Annotated in this window: 19 protein-coding genes and 1 pseudogene; 3 read left to right on the top strand and 17 right to left on the bottom strand. The window is 66.3% G+C overall.

Annotated features, from left to right (window positions below):
• Nucleotides 1-85: 85 nt before the first annotated feature.
• On the top strand, nucleotides 86-1,348 hold the full coding sequence (locus K307_RS30705; protein WP_042884713.1) for an acyl-CoA dehydrogenase family protein: 1,263 nt from the start codon (nucleotides 86-88) through the stop codon (nucleotides 1,346-1,348).
• Between the two features lie 157 nt (nucleotides 1,349-1,505).
• A complete protein-coding gene (locus K307_RS30700; protein WP_042884711.1) occupies nucleotides 1,506-2,198 on the top strand; it encodes a glutathione binding-like protein in 693 nt (230 codons plus the stop codon).
• 38 nt (nucleotides 2,199-2,236) lie between these two features.
• On the opposite strand, the gene K307_RS30695 is transcribed toward K307_RS30700, so the two are convergent.
• Entirely contained in the window at nucleotides 2,237-3,070 is an 834-nt protein-coding gene (locus K307_RS30695) for a hypothetical protein (RefSeq protein WP_042884709.1), read from the bottom strand.
• A gap of 321 nt (nucleotides 3,071-3,391) precedes the next feature.
• On the opposite strand from K307_RS30695, the pseudogene K307_RS30690 reads away from it, so the two are divergent.
• Nucleotides 3,392-3,778, top strand: a pseudogene (locus tag K307_RS30690) (helix-turn-helix domain-containing protein); the annotation flags it as partial.
• Here K307_RS30690 and ureG read toward each other — a convergent pair.
• The 16 genes from ureG to cyoC form a co-directional block, all read right to left on the bottom strand.
• Nucleotides 3,775-4,404, bottom strand: a complete 630-nt coding sequence (gene ureG, locus K307_RS30685) for an urease accessory protein UreG (protein WP_042884707.1) — start codon at nucleotides 4,402-4,404, stop codon at nucleotides 3,775-3,777. The pseudogene K307_RS30690 and the gene ureG overlap by 4 nt on opposite strands.
• 14 nt (nucleotides 4,405-4,418) lie before the next feature.
• Nucleotides 4,419-5,111, bottom strand: coding sequence for an urease accessory protein UreF (locus tag K307_RS30680; RefSeq protein WP_042884704.1), 693 nt, complete (start codon nucleotides 5,109-5,111; stop codon nucleotides 4,419-4,421).
• A complete protein-coding gene (locus tag K307_RS46665; protein ID WP_155301293.1) occupies nucleotides 5,108-5,458 on the bottom strand; it encodes an endonuclease domain-containing protein in 351 nt (116 codons plus the stop codon). The genes K307_RS30680 and K307_RS46665 overlap by 4 nt, the downstream gene beginning before the upstream one ends.
• A gap of 290 nt (nucleotides 5,459-5,748) precedes the next feature.
• Complete coding sequence (gene ureE / locus K307_RS30675) at nucleotides 5,749-6,354, bottom strand: urease accessory protein UreE (protein ID WP_042884702.1); 606 nt, start codon at nucleotides 6,352-6,354, stop codon at nucleotides 5,749-5,751.
• Nucleotides 6,355-6,383: 29 nt separating this feature from the next.
• Nucleotides 6,384-8,102 (bottom strand): urease subunit alpha, encoded by a 1,719-nt coding sequence (gene ureC, locus K307_RS30670; protein ID WP_329955936.1) that lies wholly within the window; start codon nucleotides 8,100-8,102, stop codon nucleotides 6,384-6,386.
• Nucleotides 8,099-8,404, bottom strand: coding sequence for an urease subunit beta (locus tag K307_RS30665; RefSeq protein ID WP_018313224.1), 306 nt, complete (start codon nucleotides 8,402-8,404; stop codon nucleotides 8,099-8,101). The genes ureC and K307_RS30665 overlap by 4 nt, the downstream gene beginning before the upstream one ends.
• Nucleotides 8,405-8,415: 11 nt before the next feature.
• Nucleotides 8,416-9,027, bottom strand: a complete 612-nt coding sequence (locus K307_RS30660; protein WP_042884697.1) for a HupE/UreJ family protein — start codon at nucleotides 9,025-9,027, stop codon at nucleotides 8,416-8,418.
• A gap of 52 nt (nucleotides 9,028-9,079) precedes the next feature.
• Nucleotides 9,080-9,382: an urease subunit gamma gene (locus K307_RS30655; RefSeq protein ID WP_042884696.1), complete on the bottom strand. Its 303-nt coding sequence runs from the start codon at nucleotides 9,380-9,382 to the stop codon at nucleotides 9,080-9,082.
• A gap of 31 nt (nucleotides 9,383-9,413) precedes the next feature.
• Complete coding sequence (locus K307_RS30650; protein WP_042884695.1) at nucleotides 9,414-10,283, bottom strand: urease accessory protein UreD; 870 nt, start codon at nucleotides 10,281-10,283, stop codon at nucleotides 9,414-9,416.
• Between the two features lie 121 nt (nucleotides 10,284-10,404).
• Entirely contained in the window at nucleotides 10,405-11,097 is a 693-nt protein-coding gene (gene urtE / locus K307_RS30645; RefSeq protein WP_022534088.1) for an urea ABC transporter ATP-binding subunit UrtE, read from the bottom strand.
• A gap of 2 nt (nucleotides 11,098-11,099) precedes the next feature.
• On the bottom strand, nucleotides 11,100-11,948 hold the full coding sequence (urtD, locus tag K307_RS30640; protein ID WP_042884694.1) for an urea ABC transporter ATP-binding protein UrtD: 849 nt from the start codon (nucleotides 11,946-11,948) through the stop codon (nucleotides 11,100-11,102).
• The gene (gene urtC / locus K307_RS30635) at nucleotides 11,945-13,150 is read right to left on the bottom strand and encodes an urea ABC transporter permease subunit UrtC (RefSeq protein WP_042884693.1); all 1,206 of its coding nucleotides are present in this window, start codon (nucleotides 13,148-13,150) and stop codon (nucleotides 11,945-11,947) included. Before urtC ends, urtD begins: the two co-directional genes overlap by 4 nt.
• Nucleotides 13,150-14,766: an urea ABC transporter permease subunit UrtB gene (urtB, locus tag K307_RS30630; RefSeq protein WP_042884691.1), complete on the bottom strand. Its 1,617-nt coding sequence runs from the start codon at nucleotides 14,764-14,766 to the stop codon at nucleotides 13,150-13,152. Before urtB ends, urtC begins: the two co-directional genes overlap by 1 nt.
• A 155-nt stretch (nucleotides 14,767-14,921) precedes the next feature.
• Entirely contained in the window at nucleotides 14,922-16,178 is a 1,257-nt protein-coding gene (urtA, locus tag K307_RS30625) for an urea ABC transporter substrate-binding protein (RefSeq protein ID WP_042884690.1), read from the bottom strand.
• A gap of 356 nt (nucleotides 16,179-16,534) precedes the next feature.
• On the bottom strand, nucleotides 16,535-16,900 hold the full coding sequence (gene cyoD / locus K307_RS30620; RefSeq protein ID WP_042884689.1) for a cytochrome o ubiquinol oxidase subunit IV: 366 nt from the start codon (nucleotides 16,898-16,900) through the stop codon (nucleotides 16,535-16,537).
• Nucleotides 16,900-17,544: a cytochrome o ubiquinol oxidase subunit III gene (cyoC, locus tag K307_RS30615; protein WP_042884687.1), complete on the bottom strand. Its 645-nt coding sequence runs from the start codon at nucleotides 17,542-17,544 to the stop codon at nucleotides 16,900-16,902. Before cyoC ends, cyoD begins: the two co-directional genes overlap by 1 nt.
• Nucleotide 17,545 lies beyond the last annotated feature (1 nt).

The following is a 17,545-nucleotide window of genomic DNA, read 5'->3' as shown; positions in this document are numbered from 1 at the left end:
CCATCGGCCCATGCCGCACTGATGCCGAGGCAAAACGGCGCCGCCGCCCACCCTGGCGTCCACTGATCCGTAGCGAGGAGACCACATGGATTTCGAATACAGCCCGAAGGTCAAGGAAATGCAGACCAAGCTGCTGGCTTTCTTCGACCAGCACATCTACCCGAACGAAAAGCGTTTCGCGGATGAAATCGACGCCAACCGCCGCGCTGGCGACGCCTGGCTGCCGACCAAGGTGATCGAGGAACTGAAGCCGCTGGCGCGTGAAGCCGGGCTGTGGAACCTGTTCCTGCCCCGCTCGCCGCGTGCGCCGCAAGGCCTGTCGAACCTGGAATACGCCACGCTGTGCGAAATCATGGGTCGGGTGCCCTGGTCGGCCGAGGTGTTCAACTGCGCCGCGCCCGACACCGGCAACATGGAAACGCTGGAGCGCTACGCGTCGGAAGAACTGAAGGACAAGTGGCTGGAGCCGCTGCTGGCGGGCGAGATCCGCTCGGCCTTCCTGATGACCGAGCCGGCCGTGGCCTCGTCGGACGCGACCAATATCGAATGCAGCATCGAGCGCGATGGCGACCACTACGTGATCAACGGCACCAAGTGGTGGTCGTCGGGCGCGGGCGATCCGCGCTGCAAGGTCTACATCGTGATGGGCAAGACCAACCCGGACGCCGGACGCCATGAGCAGCAGTCAATGGTCGTGGTGCCGGCCGACACCCCCGGCATCACCATCAAGCGCTTCCTGCCGGTATTCGGCTACGACGACGCGCCGCACGGCCACATGGAGATCGAGCTGAAGAACGTGCGCGTGCCGGTCTCGAACATCCTGCTGGGCGAAGGCCGCGGCTTCGAGATCGCCCAGGGCCGCCTCGGCCCGGGCCGAATCCACCATTGCATGCGCAGCATCGGCGTGGCCGAGCGCGCGCTGGAACTGCTGTGCAAGCGCGCACTGTCGCGGGTGGCCTTCGGCAAGCCGGTTTCCAGCCAGGGCGTGACCCAGGAGCGCATCGCCGAAGCCCGCTGCGAGATCGAGATGGCGCGCCTGCTGACGCTCAAGGCCGCGTACATGATGGACACCGTGGGCAACAAGGTGGCCAAGGCCGAGATCGCGATGATCAAGGTGATCGCCCCGAATGTGGCGCTGAAGGTGATCGACTGGGCCATCCAGGTGCACGGCGCGGCCGGCGTGTCCAGCGACTTCCCGCTGGCCAACTGGTGGGCGCACCAGCGCACGCTGCGCCTGGCCGACGGTCCGGACGAGGTGCACCGCAACGCCATCGCCAAGCTGGAGCTGGCCAAGCACATGAACGTGAACCCGGACAGCATCAAGATGCCGGTGGCGCGCGGCTTCTGACCGGCTGGCAAGCCGCAGGGCCGCCAGCCCTGCCGGCAGTATGGAAAACGCGCAGCCCGTCTGCGCGTTTTTTTCTTCTGTGCTTAAATCGCCCGGTTCGCCACGTCAGTGGTTGATGTGACAGTCCACCACCGCTCCAGCCAGGAGATCTTACTCAATGATCGACGTCTACACCTGGGCAACGCCCAACGGCCACAAAGTCCACATCATGCTGGAGGAATGCGGCCTGGAGTACAAGGTCCATCCGATCAACATCGGCGCCGGCGACCAGTTCGGCGAGGACTTCCTGAAAATCAGCCCGAACAACAAGATCCCGGCGATCATGGATCCGGACGGCCCGGACGGCAAGCCGATCTCGCTGTTCGAGTCGGGCGCCATCCTGCTGTACCTGGCCGGCAAGACCGGCAAGTTCCTGCCCGAGGACGTGCGCGGCAAGTACGAGGCGCTGCAGTGGCTGATGTTCCAGATGGGCGGCGTCGGCCCGATGCTGGGCCAGGCGCACCACTTCCGCATCTATGCGCCCGAGAAGATCGAGTACGCGGTCAACCGCTACACCAATGAAGCCAGGCGCCTGTACGGCGTGATCGACACGCAGCTGTCGAAGCACGCGTACCTGGCCGGCGACGAATACACCATCGCCGACATCGCCACCTTCCCGTGGCTGCGCAGCTGGCAGAACCAGGGCGTGGAGCTGGACGACTATCCCGAGCTGAAGCGCTGGTTCAACGAGATCGCCGAGCGTCCCGCTGTCAAGCGCGGCGTGGAAGTGCTGGCCAGCGCGCGCAAGGCGCTGCAGGACGACAAGGCGCGCGAGGTCTTGTTCGGCGCGACGCAGTACAAGCGGCACTGAAGCCGCCGGGGCCTGGCCTGGACCCCATGCCACCGCCCTCAGGCCGCCACCAGCGCATGGCGCGCGGCGGCACGCCCGTCTGCGTGCCGGGTGGCGCGCCCGCTTCCGCTCGCGCCTCCGTCTGCGCCGAGGGCGATGCCATCGCCGGCCCCGAAGCAGCACAGCAGTCCGGTCCCCGACAACAGCACGTCCAGGCGGCATGACTCGTGCGGATCCGGCGCGTAGATCGCGCCAGGCTGCAGGAAGGCCAAGTCGACCCCGGCATGTGCAAGGGCCTCATGCCAATGCAGGCCGATCGCGCCGCGATGGCACAGCGCCCAGCGCAGGCCACGCGCCTGCAAGCGCCGGGCCCAGTCGTCCACGGACGGGTCGAGCTGGATGAACTCCGGCCGCGCGCCATACCCTGCCTCCCCAGTGCCTTGGCGGGGGCTGCCCCCGGCTTCTTCCGCCCCGACCGCGGCGATGCTGCCCAGCGCGCAGCGGCGCGCGCCCCTCGGCAGCGACACCGCGCGCGCGGCATCGTCCTGCTGCTGCGGCACCGCGCGCACAAGGATGGTGTCGACCATCGCGCGCACCTGCATTGGCACGCCCCGCGCGGGCGCGAACAGTTCGCCGCCGCCCATCAGCAGGCAGTCTCGCCCGGGCGCCGACATGCGCAGGCCGCCGCGCAGGCAGCCCCACCATTCATTGCGGTCTGCCACAAAGGCGTCCTGCGTCTCGCCGGCGCAGAGGAATACGTAGTCGCAGGTATCGCCGAGGCCGGCCGAGGCGGTCAGCACGCGCGACTGGAATCCGAGAGTGAGGTCCGCCGGGGCGTGGCGGCCGGAATGGAGGGCGCGCATCCGCGCCTCGAACAGCGTGAAGATCTGCATGGCAACTCCCCTGGCAGGGCGACAGGACGCAAGCATCCCGTCCACGCATGCCGCGCGCTTGTCAGCGTTGCGTGCGGCATTGCGCGGTGGCCCCGTTTGGCACGGCCATGCAGGCGGTCCGGTTCATGCCATCGTGCCGCGCCTTGTTGACTGGCGCATCCCTTATTCAGCGGATCAGGCACCGATAGTGAGGAGGAGAATAAGTTGTCGTGGCCTCAAGGTCAAACCCTTAGCCTCAGACCACTCCGAACTCTTAACGAGCCCATGACTTCTCGACATCTCAGACTATTCGGATTGCATCTTGCCTGACTACGCAAGCAGCGGGGCTGGTCCCAAAAAACCCTGTCGCTCGAAAGCGGTCTGGCGCGCTCGTACCTGAGCGGCATCGAAGGCGGCAAGCGCAACGTGGCGCTGATCAATATCTGCACACTGGCCGAGACCCTTGCCATACCGCCATCCGAAATGCTGGATTTCAGCCGCCACGACGCCAGCGAGCTGCAGGTGGAGCAGCCGCGCACGCCGTTCGGTAACCGCCAGCACGCGGCGATCGAGGCCACGGTGCGCCATATGGCCGAACTGAGCGAGCCAGAGCTGAACGTGGTTGCGTCAGTGGCGCGGGCGCTGGCCGGCAAAGGCAGCTTCCGTCCGCCCGTGAGCTATGTCAGGCACGCCAGCAAGGCCGGCGCCGCCGATGACAAGGAGCGCTAGACGCCCAGCATGCCCTGCCGTTCGATAAAGCGGATCACCTCGTCCAGGCCCTGCCCGGACTTGATGCTGCCCATCACGAACGGCCGGGCGCCGCGCATCTTGCGCGCATCGCTTTCCATCACTTCCAGTGATGCGCCTACGTACGGCGCCAGGTCCGTCTTGTTGATCACCAGCAGGTCGGACTTGGTGATGCCGGGCCCACCCTTTCTCGGAATTTTCTCACCGCCGGCGACGTCGATAACGTAGATCGTCAAATCAGAAAGTTCTGGGCTGAAGGTTGCGGCGAGGTTGTCGCCGCCGGATTCGATGAAGACCACGTCGGCGTTCGGGAACTTGGCCAGCATGCGGTCGACCGCTTCCAGGTTGATCGACGCGTCCTCGCGGATCGCGGTGTGCGGGCAGCCGCCGGTTTCCACGCCCATGATGCGCTCGGCCGGCAGCGCGCCGGAAATCGTCAGCAGGCGCTGGTCTTCCTTGGTGTAGATGTCGTTGGTGATGGCGACCAGGTCATAGCGGTCGCGCATCGCCTTGCACAGCATCTCGAGCAGCGTGGTCTTGCCGGAGCCGACCGGGCCGCCGACGCCGACGCGCAGAGGAGGGTTCTTCTTGGTACGGGCCTGGGTCATGGTGCAGTGTGGATTCAGGATCGGAACAGCCGGGAGTACTGCGTTTCGTGGCGTGCGGAAAGCAGGCCCAGCATCGGGGAAAAGGTGGAGAGTTGCGGCGGCGTGGAATCGGCGCGGCGCACGGCTTCCTCAACGGAATCGAGCACCGCTGCGTGCAGGCGGCGCAGCATGTGTTGCCCTGCCACCTGGCCTAGCGGCACCGCCTTGATTGCGGCGGCTACCTGGTTCTCGGCCCAGTTGAAGCAGTAGGCGGCGAGCCCGTCGCGCGCATCGACATGTAGCGCCACGCATGCCGCGGTGAAGGCCGTCGGCAGGCAGACCGGCGACAGCGCCGCCAGCGCGTCGCGCAGCGCCGGGGTGCCCCACTCCATCTGCGCAATCAGCTTTGCCAGCGACCAGCCCATCTGCTCGGTCTCCAGCCGCAGCTCGGAGGTCTCGCGCGTGGCGTGGAACCAGTCGTTCCATGCGCGGACCTGCGCGGCGTCGCCAGCGAGCCAGTGGCGATGCAGCAGCAGCCACAGCGGCGCTTCGCATTGCGCCTGCACGTGCAGCAGGTTATCGCGGATCCAGCGCTCGGCGGTCGGCGCGTCATGCACGCTGCCGCAATCGATGGCGGCCTCGAGGCCTTGGGAATAGCTGAAGCCACCGATGGGCAGCGCGGGGGATGCGAGGTGGAGCAGGGAGATGAGTTGGGGGAGTTGGGTCATGGCTGGCCCCCTGCTTCAGCGTCTGCCCCGTTATCTACGTGGCCAAGATCCAACACAACCTCACGAAGCTGTTCCAGAACTGCATCAGTTTGTCCCAGGATTTCGTTGTTCCAAAAACGGAGTACGCGGAATCCTTCGTGCTTGAACCAGTCGTCACGGCGGGCATCTGCGGCTTGATCGTGCTGGCCACCATCAGCCTCGATTACAAGCCTTAGCTCCTTGCAGACGAAATCCGCAACAAAGGGTCCCAACTGGCATTGTCGCTTGAACTTCAGACCGAGAAATCGGTGGGCGCGCAAGTGATACCAGAGGCGCCATTCAGCTTCGGTCTGGTTGGATCGCAGCATACGGACGAAAGTCGGTGCTGGCACGTGCCTGCCCTCTCCCCCGGCCCCTCTCCCGCACGCGGGAGAGGGGAGCAAACCGCCGGCCATAATCAGCGGTGCCGCCTCTGCTGCTTGCCGACTGTGTACTCCCTCTCCCGCTTGCGGGAGAGGGCCGGGGAGAGGGCCAGGCGCATCAACGAAGTCACGCGCTGAGCTATGCACGGACCGGACCTCACCCCCAAGTTTTCGCGGGTTCAATTCGTCATCCGTTGGCATGGAGTCGCCTCCCACTTCTGTCGTCTCAAACCACTTCAGTGCTTATGCCCACAACGCTCGTCATGCACATGATGCGATTCGTCATGGCCATGCGAGTGCGAGTGCCCATGGTCATGATCATGCCCATGATGCTCCTGAAACACCGCCTGCGCCGCCGCATAGTCTTCCGCAAACGTCGCATCATGCCCATGCTTGTGCCCGCCGCCATACGCACCCGCCTCAGGCTCGAACGGCAGCTCGGCACGTTCAGCATGCACGCCCAGCCGTTGCAGCATGTCTGCCAACACCGGGTCGTATTCCAGCCGCAGGTAATTGCGCCCGATCTCCACCGGCGTGTGGCGATTGCCAAGGTGGTACGCCGCGCGCATCAGCGCGTGCGGATCATCCGAACGCACTTCCAGCACGGTTTCAGCGGCGGCCTGTACCTCAATAAAGCTGCCGTCCTCCGCCACCAGCAAGTCGCCACCGCGCAGCACGGTACCGCGCGGCAGGAACAATGCGGCTTCCTCCCCATTGTCGAGCACCGCACGCAGGCGGCTCTTGCTGCGTTCGGCGAAAGGCAGCACCAGCTTGGGAGCACGCCGCACCAGCACCGGCGCGATGCCGTGCGGGGCGCTCAGGAGTTTGTCGATCTTCAGCATGCGCGATCCGGGGTGTGCGCCCCAATGATTCAGAACAGGAAATAGCGCTGCGCCATGGGCAGCTCGGTGGCGGGCTCGCACGTCAGCAGCTGGCCGTCGGCGACCACCTGGTAGGTCTCGGGGTCGACCGTGACGTGCGGCTGCCAGTCATTGTGCACCATGTCTCGCTTGCTGACCGTGCGCGTGCCACGCACCGCCGACAGCGTCTTGGCCAGCCCGTAGCGCTCGTCGATGCCCGCCGCCAGTGCCGCCTGCGACACGAAGGTCAGCGACGAGCGGTGCAGTGCACCGCCGGCCGACGCGAACATCGGCCGGTAGTGCACCGGCTGGGGCGTCGGGATCGACGCATTGGGATCGCCCATCGCCGCCGCGGCGATCATGCCGCCCTTCAGGATCAAACTCGGCTTGACGCCGAAGAACGCCGGGCGCCACAGCACCAGGTCGGCCCACTTGCCCACTTCCACCGAACCCACTTCATGGGCGATGCCATGGGTCAGCGCCGGGTTGATGGTGTACTTGGCGACATAGCGCTTGACGCGGAAGTTATCGTGCCCGCCGCGCGCATCGTGCGGATCGCCGGGCAGCTTGCCGCGCTGCTGCGCCATCTTATGCGCGGTCTGCCAGGTGCGGATGATCACCTCACCCACGCGCCCCATCGCCTGCGAGTCGCTGGAGATCATCGAGAACGCGCCCAAGTCGTGCAGGATATCCTCGGCGGCGATGGTCTCGCGGCGGATGCGGCTTTCGGCGAAGGCGATGTCCTCGGCAATCGACGGGTCCAGGTGGTGGCACACCATCAGCATGTCGAGGTGCTCGTCCAGCGTATTGACGGTGTACGGGCGCGTCGGGTTGGTCGACGACGGCAGCACGTTGGCCTCGCCGCACACCTTGATGATGTCGGGCGCATGGCCGCCGCCGGCACCTTCGGTGTGATACGTATGGATGGTGCGGCCTTTGAACGCGGCGATGGTCGCTTCAACGAAGCCGGCCTCGTTGAGCGTATCGGTGTGGATCGCCACCTGGGTGTCGGTCGCGTCCGCCACCGACAGGCAGGTATCGATCGCCGCCGGCGTGGTGCCCCAGTCCTCATGCAGCTTCAGGCCGATCGCGCCCGCTTCCACCTGCTCCAGAATCGGCCCCTGCTGGCTGGCATTGCCCTTGCCCAGCAGGCCGATATTCATCGGGTAGGCGTCGGCTGCCTGCAGCATTCGCTCCATGTACCACGGCCCCGGCGTCACGGTGGTGGCGAAGGTGCCGGTGGCCGGCCCGGTGCCACCGCCGATCATGGTGGTGACGCCGCTCATCAGCGCCTCTTCGATCTGCTGCGGGCAGATGAAGTGGATATGGCTGTCGATGCCGCCGGCGGTGACGATCATACCTTCGCCCGCGATCACCTCGGTGCCCGGCCCGACCACGATGGTCACGCCCGGCTGGATATCTGGGTTGCCGGCCTTGCCGATCGATGCGATGCGCCCGTCTTTCAGGCCGATATCCGCCTTGACGATGCCCCAGTGATCGACGATCAGCGCATTGGTGATGACGGTATCGACGCAGTCCTTCGCCATGCGCTGGCTCTGGCCCATGCCGTCGCGGATCACCTTGCCGCCGCCGAATTTCACTTCCTCGCCGTAGATGGTGAAGTCCTTTTCGACCTCGATGATGAGCTCGGTATCGGCCAGCCGCACGCGATCACCGGTGGTCGGGCCGAACATCTCGGCATAGGCCTGCCTGGAGATCTTTGCCATCACAGCGCTCCCATGATCTTGCCGTTGAAGCCGTAGACGATACGGTCGCCGTCCAGTGCCACCAGCTCGACGGTGCGAGTCTGGCCGGGCTCGAAGCGCACCGCGGTGCCCGCTGCGATATTCAGCCGGAAGCCGCGCGCGGCCTCGCGGTCGAACGCGAGCGCGGTGTTGGTCTCGTAGAAGTGGAAGTGCGAGCCGACCTGGATCGGCCGGTCGCCGGTATTGGCCACCGTCACGCTGACCGTGGCGCGGCCGGCGTTGAGTTCGATCTCGCCGTCGGCGGGCATCAGTTCACCGGGGATCATGGCAGTCCTCCTCAGGCAACCAGCAGGCCGGCGCCGTACAGCGCCACGCCGGCGCCTGCCAGGCGTGCCAGCCAGCCGGCGCGGCGGCGCAGCAGCGTGCCCGCGCCGATACCGAGCAGGTGCAGCGCCATGGTCGACACAGCAAAGCCGCCAACATAAGCCAGCACGGCCGGCAGCGCGCCCGCGGTGTCCGGCAGCTCGGCGCCGTGCGCATAGCCATGAAACACGGCGAAGCCGCCGACCAGCAGCGTGCCAGCCCACGCCGGCAGCTTGGCACGCAGCGCCACCAGCAGGCCGATCACCAGCAACGAGGCAGCGATCATCGGTTCGACCGCAGGCAACGACGCACCGGACAGCCCGAGTGCCGCACCCGCCAGCATCAGCGCGACGAAAGCCAGCGGCAGCCGCAACGTGTCGGCAGCCGAGCGCGCGATCAGTGCGCTCCACACGCCCACCGCCGCCATCGCCAGCAGGTGGTCGGCGCCGGTGAAGGGATGCGCCAGGCCAGCCCACAGGCTGGCGCCGACAGTGGCGGCGTCATGGCCCGGGTGCGCCAGCGCGGCGGTGGCGGCAACGGTCAGGGAAGTGCCCAGCACAAGGCGCAGGCAGGAGGTGCGGTTCATGGTCGGCTCTCGGTTGGTCCTGTTGTCGGAATCGGCGAAATGGGAAAGCGCTTCAGACGATGGGATGGTGGACGGTCACCAGCTTGGTTCCATCGGGGAAAGTCGCTTCGACCTGGATCTCGGGAATCATCTCGGCGACGCCGTCCATCACGCCATCGCGGCTCAGCACGGTAGTGCCCTCATGCATCAGCTCGGCCACGGTGCGCCCGTCGCGCGCGCCTTCCATGATTGCGGCGGTGATCAGCGCCACCGCCTCCGGGTAGTTGAGCTTGAGCCCGCGTGCCCTGCGCCGTTCGGCCAGCAGGGCGGCGGTGAAGATCAGCAGCTTGTCTTTCTCTCGCGGCGTCAGTTCCATCGTGTGTTCCTTGTTCTACGGATGTTTTCTCTCACGTTGCCCACAGGCGCAGCGGCCGCGCGACCACACCGTGCATCGGCTCGCGCAGCGCCTGCCAGCTATCGACCATGACGTGACGCACCGCTTCCATCTGCCGTCCGAGCACGCGCAACAGCAGCATCGATTGCCCGTTGGCTGCCAGGCAGGTCACACCGGCGCGCAAGTCCGGCGTATAAGGCAGTCGCTCGGCGAGCATTTCAGCCAGCTCCTGCGTGGCGCCCTCGCCCACTGCCCACAGCGTGCCCAGCACGTTCAGGCCGTCGAGCCCGGCCACCGCTGTGCGCAGCGGCGAGGCCGCCTCGAAATGCGATTGTTCGATCCACAGCGCACGCTCGCCGGCGCCGATGCGCGTATCCAGCCACAGCGCGCCGCGAGCCCACTGCTCGCCCGACGCCTGCCGCCCCAGCACCACCGCATCCCAGCCGATCGCGCTGCCGCCCGGCGCCACGTCGAGCACCGTCGAGTTGCGCGCTCGGGCATCGTCAAACACGATGTTCTCCTGCGGCAGCCAGTCCAGCCGCGCGCCCTGCCCGACGGTGAGGCGCACATGCTGCGCCGCGTCCCGCCCGAGCGACTTGTACCACTTGGTCGCGCCCGGTGTGGCCAGCACCGCATGCGCACCCGCCTCCACCGTCACGTCGATTTCCAGGCTGTCCCCGCCCGCCACGCCCGCCGGCGGGTGCAGGATGACGACGTGGCAGATCCCGCCTTCCGGATACAGCGGCTTCTGCACCAGCAGCGGCCCCTGGTGGCGCCGCTCGACCAGCGCGGTGCGTTCGCCGCGTTGCGCAAAGCGCAGCCGCAGCGTGGCCTGCCATGCAGCGGGCACGGCGAGAGACGAAGGGAAGTCGGGATGGCGCATGGCGAGGAAGTGCCGGCGACGGGGACGCGCGATGGCGGGTGTTGCAGGCAATCATAGCGCGCCGCCCGCCTGTGCGGAAGCGGCGCGAAACCCACAAACCCGGCGCCGCGCCATGCCCGCCTTACACGGCGATCAGCTCCCGCACGCCGTCCTGCTCCATGCTGGCGCCGGCGCCGCGCGCCACCACCTCGCCGCGGCTCATCACCACATAGTGGTCGGCGATATGGCGCGCGAACTCGTAGTACTGCTCGACCAGCAGCACCGTCATGCCGAACTCGTCGACCAGCAGCCGCAGCGCGCGGCCGATGTCCTGGATGATGGAGGGCTGGATACCTTCGGTAGGCTCGTCCAGGATCAGCAGACCCGGCTCGCTCATCAGCGCGCGGCCGATCGCCAGTTGCTGCTGCTGGCCGCCGGACAGGTCGCCGCCGCGGCGCAGGCGCATGGTGCGCAGTACGGGAAAGAGCTGGTAGATCCGGTCCGGCACGCCGGACGGACGCGCGCGGCTGGCCGCGCCGATCAGCAGGTTCTCTTCCACGGTCAGGCGCGGGAAAATCTCGCGGCCCTGCGGCACGTAGGCCAGACCGGCCGAGACGCGCTCGTAGGGCGGCTTCTTCTCCAGCGCCTTGCCCTCCCACTGGATGCTGCCGCTGCGCGTGGGAACCACGCCCATCAGGCATTTGAGCAGCGTGCTCTTGCCCACGCCGTTGCGGCCCAACAGCGTGGTCAGCTTGCCGGCCGGCACGTCGAAGCTGACGTTGCGCAGGATATGGCTGCCGCCATAGAACTGGTTCAGTGCATTGACCTGCAGCATGCTTATCTTCCCAGGTAGGATTCGATCACGCGCTCGTCGCGCTTGACGCTGTCGAGCGTGCCTTCGGCCAGCACGCTGCCCTCGGCCAGTACCGTGACCTTGCCGGTATCGCCAGCCAGCGCGGCAACGAACTCCATGTCGTGCTCCACCACCATCATCGAGCAGCTGCCGCGCAGGCCGTTGAGCAGGCTCGCGAGTTGCATGGTTTCCTCATCGGTCATGCCCGCCACCGGCTCGTCTAGCAACAGCAGCTGCGGCTGCTGCATCAGCAACATGCCGATCTCCAGCCGCTGCTTCTGCCCGTGCGACAGCAGGCCGGCGGGCCGGTAGGCCTCGTCCTCCAGCCCGGTCAGCGCCAGCGTTTCCTCGATGCGGCGATGCCCTTCCCCGGTCAGCCGCGCGCGCAGCGACCACCACCAGCGCTTGTCGGCCTTCATCGCCAGCTCCAGGTTCTCCCACACCGCGTGCTGCTCGAACACGGTGGGCTTCTGGAACTTGCGGCCGATGCCGACCTGGGCGATGCGCGGCTCGGTCATGCGCATCAGGTCGATGGTCTGGCCGAGGAACACGCGCCCGCTGACATTGGCATTGCGCGGCCCGGTCTTGCCGGTGATGACATCCATCATCGTGGTCTTGCCGGCGCCGTTGGGACCGATCACGCAGCGCAGTTCGCCGTGGTCGATCGACAGTGTCAGCTTGTTGAGCGCGCGGAAGCCGTCGAACTGGACCGTCAGGTCTTCCAGATACAGGATCGGGCCGTGCGACACATCGATGGTGCCGGGCTCGACGATGCGGCCCAGGCCGGTGGCCTCTCCGCTTTCGGCCTGGCCGTGCTGGAGTGCGGCGTTCATGCTTCACCTCCGGTGCGGCCCGCGACGACTGGGCTGGATACGGGCTCTGGCGCGGCAGGCGCCGGCGGCACGCGGCGCTCGCGCAGGCGGTTCCAAAGCCCGGTCACGCCATCGGGCAGGTACAACGTCACCAGCACGAACATCGCGCCCAGCAGGAAGAGCCAGTACTCGGCGAAGTGGGCAGTGAAGACGGTCTTGGCACCATTGACCAGGAACGCACCGATCACCGGCCCGATCAGCGTGCCACGCCCGCCAACGGCAACCCAGACCGCCATCTCGATCGAGTTGCCCGGCGACATCTCGCCGGGGTTGATGATGCCGACCTGCGGCACATACAGCGCCCCCGCGATACCGCAAAGCACGGCGGAGAAGGTCCACACGAACAGCTTGTAGCCGAGCGGGTTGTAGCCCGAGAACATCACGCGCATCTCCGCATCGCGCACCGCGGTGACCACGCGGCCGAGCTTGGACGTGACGATATAGCGGCAGGCGACAAACCCGGCCAGCAGCGCCAGGAACGTCAGCACGAACAGCGCCGTGCGCGTCTGCGGCGCGGCGATGGCAAAGCCCGCGATGCGCTTGAAATCGGTAAAGCCGTTATTGCCGCCAAAGCCGGTCTCGTTGCGGAAGAACAGCAGCATCGCCGCATAGGTCATCGCCTGCGTGATGATCGACAGGTACACGCCCTTGATGCGCGAACGGAAGGCAAAGAAGCCGAACAGCCACGCCAGCACGCCCGGCACCAGCACCACCAGCAGCAGCGCGTAGCCCAGGTGCTCAGTGCCGTGCCAGAACCACGGCAGCTCCTTCCAGTCGAGGAACACCATGAAGTCCGGCAGGTCGCTCTTGTACACGCCCTCGCGCCCGATCGATCGCATCAGGTACATGCCCATGGCATAGCCACCGAGCGCGAAGAACAGCCCGTGGCCCAGGCTCAGGATGCCGCAGTAGCCCCACACCAGGTCCAGCGCGATCGCCGCCAGCGCAAAGCACATGATCTTGCCGACCAGCGTCAGCGCGTATGCCGACAGGTGCAGCGGATGACCTTCCGGCAATACCAGCGCGCACACCGGCACGCCGATACCGACGATCACAGTCAGCGCCAGAAGCGCCATCCAGCCCCGCGGCGAGAACAGCGACTGGCGCTCCGGCACGGCAAGCCGGAACGGCGTGGCGGAAGAATTCGATTGGAATCGCTGCATCATGCCTCCGCGCTGCGCCCCTTGAGCGCGAAAAGTCCCTGCGGCCGCTTCTGAATGAAGAGCACAATCAGTACGAGGACGAAGATCTTGGCCAGCACCGCGCCGTAGAACGGCTCGATGAACTTGTTGATGATGCCCAGCCCGAACGCGCCGATGATGGTGCCCGCCAGCTGCCCGACGCCGCCCAGCACCACCACCATGAACGAGTCAATGATGTAGGCCTGGCCCAGGTCGGGGCCGACATTGCCGATCTGCGACAGCGCGCAGCCGCCCAGCCCGGCGATGCCGGCACCGAAGGCAAAGGCATAGCTGTCCACCTTCCACGTGCGCACGCCGACGCAGGCCGCCATGGTGCGGTTCTGCGTAGTGGCGCGCACGAACAGCCCCAGCCGCGTGCGGTTCAGCACCGCCCACGCCACCGCCACCACCGCCAGCGCGAACAGGATGATGACGATGCGGTTGTACGGAATCACCAGGCCAGGCATCCATTCGATGCCGCCGCTCATCCACGCCGGGTTGGCCACTTCCACGTTCTGCGCGCCAAAGAGCGTGCGCACCGCCTGCATCAGCAGCAGGCTGACGCCGAAGGTCGCCAGCAGCGTTTCCAACGGGCGACCGTACAGGTGGCGCAGCACCAGCCGCTCGAGCACGAAGCCCACCACCGCCGCTGCCAGGAACGAGGCCGGCAGCGCCGCCGGAAGGTACCAGTCGAACGCACCCGGCGCGTAAGTACGGAACAGCGACTGCACCACATAAGTGGCATAGGCCCCGATCATCAGGAACTCGCCGTGCGCCATGTTGATGACGCCAATCAGCCCATAGGTGATGGCCAGCCCGAGCGCGGCCAGCAGCAGCACGCTGCCCAGGCTCAGCCCGGCGAACAGGTTGCCGATCAGTTCGGCGCGGCGCTGATCGCTGCGCAGCGTGTCCAGCGCCTGCTGGGCAGCCAGGCGCACGTCGGCGTCGGGCTCGCGGTAATTGCCGGCGCTGTCGCGCTCCACCAGCGGCGCCAGCTTCTGGCGGCTCTGCGGGTTGCTGTCGCTACCGAGGATGCGGATCGCTTCCAGCCGCGCGTCATGCGCGGCTGGATCGGCTGGCTCGGCCAGCACCAGGTTGGCCCAGATCACGTCGAGGCTGGCGCGCAGTCCGGCGTCGGCCTCGTTCTTGCGCGCGGCTTCGACCGCGGCGCGCGAGGCGCTTTCCGGCTGGGCGCGCAGCGTGGCGACGGCCTGCGCGCGCACCGCGATGTCTGGCGACTGCAGCAGCAGGCTGCTGGCGGCGCTGTCGACCAGCGCACGCAGGCTGTTGTTCAGGGTCAGGGATTCCAGTTCGTCGGCCTTCACCGTGACCGGTTTCCCGGTGATCGCATCGACGGTCTTGTCGCCGTCCTGCCGCACCATGCCGACCGATGGTGCGTATTGCAGCGCATCGTCCTGCAAGGCTTTCAGGATCGGGCCAGCCTGCTCGGGCGGCGCCTTGGCCAGCGCGGTCAGCGCCGCGGTCTTGGCATCGAAGTCGTCTTCGGCGAGCGGCTTGAGCTCGGCCTGCGTCAGCGCGGCGGCCCACGGCGCCGCGGCCAGCAGCAGCGCTGCCAGCAGGGCGCGCAGCCATGGCATGGCGTTTTTCGGAAGGTGTTGGCGCATAGAGGCTGGCGGAGTGGTGGCGCTTGAGCGCCTTGTTCTTATGGTGTGCGGGAAGGGAGGCGGCGCGCTTCCCTCTCCCACCTGCGCGGGAGAAGGAAGCGGTCCCCGGGAGACGGACTGGTGTCCGCTTACATCACCTTGTCCGGCTTGCCTTCGTTACCCGCGATGAACGGGCTCCACGGCTGCGCACGCACCGCCTTCGGCGTCTTCCACACCACCGAGAACTGGCCGTCGCCCTTGACCTCGCCGATCATCACCGGCTTGTACAGGTGGTGGTTCTCGCCCATGGTCAGCGTGAAGCCATCCGGCGCCTTGAAGGTCTGGCCGTACATCGCGGCACGCACCTTGTCGGTGTCGGTGGTGCCGGCCTTCTTTACGGCCTGCGCCCACATATGGATGCCGACATAGGTGGCTTCCATCGGGTCATTGGTCACACGCTTGTCGCCGCCGGGCAGGTTGTTGGCCTTGACCCAGGCCGCCCATTGCTTCTTGAAGGCCTCGTTCTCGGGGTTCTTGACCGACATGAAGTAGTTCCACGCGGCCAGGTGGCCCACCAGCGGCTTGGTATCGATGCCGCGCAGCTCCTCCTCACCCACCGAGAACGCCACCACCGGCACGTCCTTGGCCTTCAGGCCGGCGTTGCCCAGCTCCTTGTAGAAGGGCACGTTGGAATCGCCGTTGATGGTCGAGATCACCGCGGTCTTGCCGCCCTGCGAGAACTTCTTGATATTGGCGACGATGGTCTGGTAGTCGCTGTGGCCGAAGGGGGTGTAGACCTCTTCGATATCCTTGTCGGCAACGCCCTTGCTCTTCAGGAAGGCGCGCAGGATCTTGTTGGTGGTGCGCGGGTAGACGTAATCGGTGCCCAGCAGGTAGAAGCGCTTGGCGCCGCCGCCTTCCTTGCTCATCAGGTATTCCACCGCCGGGATCGCCTGCTGGTTGGGCGCAGCGCCGGTGTAGAAGACGTTCTTGGACATTTCCTCGCCTTCATACTGCACCGGGTAGAACAGCAGCGAATTCAGTTCCTCATAGACCGGCAGCACCGACTTGCGCGATACCGAGGTCCAGCAGCCGAAAGTCACCGCAACCTTGTCCTTGCTGACCAGCTGGCGCGCCTTCTCGGCGAACAGCGGCCAGTTGGAGGCCGGGTCCACCACCACCGGCTCGAGCTTGCGGCCGAGCACGCCGCCGCTCTTGTTGATCTCGTCGATGGTCATCAGGGCCACGTCTTTCAGCGACGTTTCCGAAATGGCCATCGTGCCGGACAGCGAGTGCAGGATACCGACCTTGATCGGTTCCTTGGACTGCGCCATGGCCAGCGGGCTGGTACCGATCATTGCCGCGGCGGCGATCGCCGTCAGCTTCAGCATGTCACGTCGTTGCATTTGCAGCTCCCGTTTATGGTGTTAGTCAGGGACTACGCTCCCCGGGTGATGCATCTGCAACTAGCGTGCCATGGAGGCAAACGGCCTGATACCCGCCGCGCCGGCGGCAGACGGCGTGCTGGCGCGGCGCGCAGGCCCTGCCATCGCCCGCGATCACGCTTGTGCACCATAGCAGTGCGGGCGGCGCGCGCACCACTCCCGTGCATCGGCGCAATTCCGTGCGCCGACATGCGAAAGACGCCAGCCGCTGCGAACCTCCGCACCAGGGCCGGGCACCATGCCCCACGGCTGGCGACCGGCAAAAAAAAAGCGGGGCCCCTCCCGGGGCCCCGCTCTCGATGCCAGAACGTCAGTCCTTACATCACCATCATGTTGGTATTCAGGTTGTGCATGATCCACAGCGAACCCGCCAGCACGATCACCAGCACCAGCGCCGTGAATAGCAGCGCGACTACGTTGCTGCGCTGCTCGGACGACGAGTCCAGGTGCAGGAAGTACTTCAGGTGGACCAGGATCTGGACCGCGGCCATGCCGAGGACGATCCAGAGGATGGTGCCCTTGTCCAGGTTCCCGTCCATTACGATCTTGAACGGGATCACGGTCAGGATCACCGCCAGGATAAAGCCGATCGCGTACGACTTGAAGCTGGCATGGGTGTCGTGCGACGCGTGCGCGTGCGAGTCGTGGGCGCCGTGCGCCGCCGGTGCGTTGTGTTGTGCCATCACACTGCTCCCATCAGGTAGACCACGGTAAAGACGCCGATCCAGACCACGTCCAGGAAGTGCCAGAACAGTGACAGGCAAGTCAGGCGCTTGGCCAGCGTCGGGGTGATGCCCTTCTTGGCCAGTTGCCACATCAGCACGATCATCCACACCATGCCGCTGGCGACGTGCAGGCCGTGGGTGCCGACCAGCGTGAAGAACGACGACAGGAACGCGCTGCGGCCCGGGCCGGCGCCTTCGGCGATCAGGTGGTGGAACTCGTTGATTTCCATCGCCATAAAGGCCAGGCCCAGCAGGAACGTGATACCGAGCCACGCCTGCACGCGACTGAGGCTGCGGTTCTGCAGCGAGATCATCGCCATGCCGTACGTGATCGAGGAGAACAGCAGGATGAAGGTCTCCACCAGCACGTAGTTGAGCTCGAACAGCTCCTTGCCCGACGGGCCGCCTGCCACTTCGCCACGCAGCACGGCGAAGGCCGCGAACAGTCCGGCGAAGATGATGCAGTCGCTCATCAGGTAGATCCAGAAGCCATACACCGTGTTGGCACTGGTATCGTGGTGCGCATGGTCATGGCCGTGCGCGTCGGCGTGAGCCGAGGCGCCAGCCTGCGCGGGGATGCGGTCTAGGACTTGAGTCGACATG

This window comes from Cupriavidus necator A5-1 (assembly GCF_000744095.1).
In the GTDB taxonomy this organism is placed as follows: domain Bacteria; phylum Pseudomonadota; class Gammaproteobacteria; order Burkholderiales; family Burkholderiaceae; genus Cupriavidus; species Cupriavidus necator_A.
This window is presented reverse-complemented; position numbering and strand designations above follow the sequence as displayed.

Bases quoted from the DNA above. Each gene is read 5' to 3' on its own strand.
- K307_RS30705 (WP_042884713.1), top strand. From the start codon at position 86: ATGGATTTCGAATACAGCCCGAAGGTCAAGGAAATGCAGACCAAGCTG.
- K307_RS30700 (WP_042884711.1), top strand. From the start codon at position 1,506: ATGATCGACGTCTACACCTGGGCAACGCCCAACGGCCACAAAGTCCAC.
- K307_RS30695 (WP_042884709.1), bottom strand. From the start codon at position 3,070: ATGCAGATCTTCACGCTGTTCGAGGCGCGGATGCGCGCCCTCCATTCC.
- ureG (WP_042884707.1), bottom strand. From the start codon at position 4,404: ATGACCCAGGCCCGTACCAAGAAGAACCCTCCTCTGCGCGTCGGCGTC.
- K307_RS30680 (WP_042884704.1), bottom strand. From the start codon at position 5,111: ATGACCCAACTCCCCCAACTCATCTCCCTGCTCCACCTCGCATCCCCC.
- K307_RS46665 (WP_155301293.1), bottom strand. From the start codon at position 5,458: ATGCTGCGATCCAACCAGACCGAAGCTGAATGGCGCCTCTGGTATCAC.
- ureE (WP_042884702.1), bottom strand. From the start codon at position 6,354: ATGCTGAAGATCGACAAACTCCTGAGCGCCCCGCACGGCATCGCGCCG.
- K307_RS30665 (WP_018313224.1), bottom strand. From the start codon at position 8,404: ATGATCCCCGGTGAACTGATGCCCGCCGACGGCGAGATCGAACTCAAC.
- K307_RS30660 (WP_042884697.1), bottom strand. From the start codon at position 9,027: ATGAACCGCACCTCCTGCCTGCGCCTTGTGCTGGGCACTTCCCTGACC.
- K307_RS30655 (WP_042884696.1), bottom strand. From the start codon at position 9,382: ATGGAACTGACGCCGCGAGAGAAAGACAAGCTGCTGATCTTCACCGCC.
- K307_RS30650 (WP_042884695.1), bottom strand. From the start codon at position 10,283: ATGCGCCATCCCGACTTCCCTTCGTCTCTCGCCGTGCCCGCTGCATGG.
- urtE (WP_022534088.1), bottom strand. From the start codon at position 11,097: ATGCTGCAGGTCAATGCACTGAACCAGTTCTATGGCGGCAGCCATATC.
- urtD (WP_042884694.1), bottom strand. From the start codon at position 11,948: ATGAACGCCGCACTCCAGCACGGCCAGGCCGAAAGCGGAGAGGCCACC.
- urtC (WP_042884693.1), bottom strand. From the start codon at position 13,150: ATGCAGCGATTCCAATCGAATTCTTCCGCCACGCCGTTCCGGCTTGCC.
- urtB (WP_042884691.1), bottom strand. From the start codon at position 14,766: ATGCCATGGCTGCGCGCCCTGCTGGCAGCGCTGCTGCTGGCCGCGGCG.
- urtA (WP_042884690.1), bottom strand. From the start codon at position 16,178: ATGCAACGACGTGACATGCTGAAGCTGACGGCGATCGCCGCCGCGGCA.
- cyoD (WP_042884689.1), bottom strand. From the start codon at position 16,900: ATGGCACAACACAACGCACCGGCGGCGCACGGCGCCCACGACTCGCAC.
- cyoC (WP_042884687.1), bottom strand. From the start codon at position 17,544: ATGTCGACTCAAGTCCTAGACCGCATCCCCGCGCAGGCTGGCGCCTCG.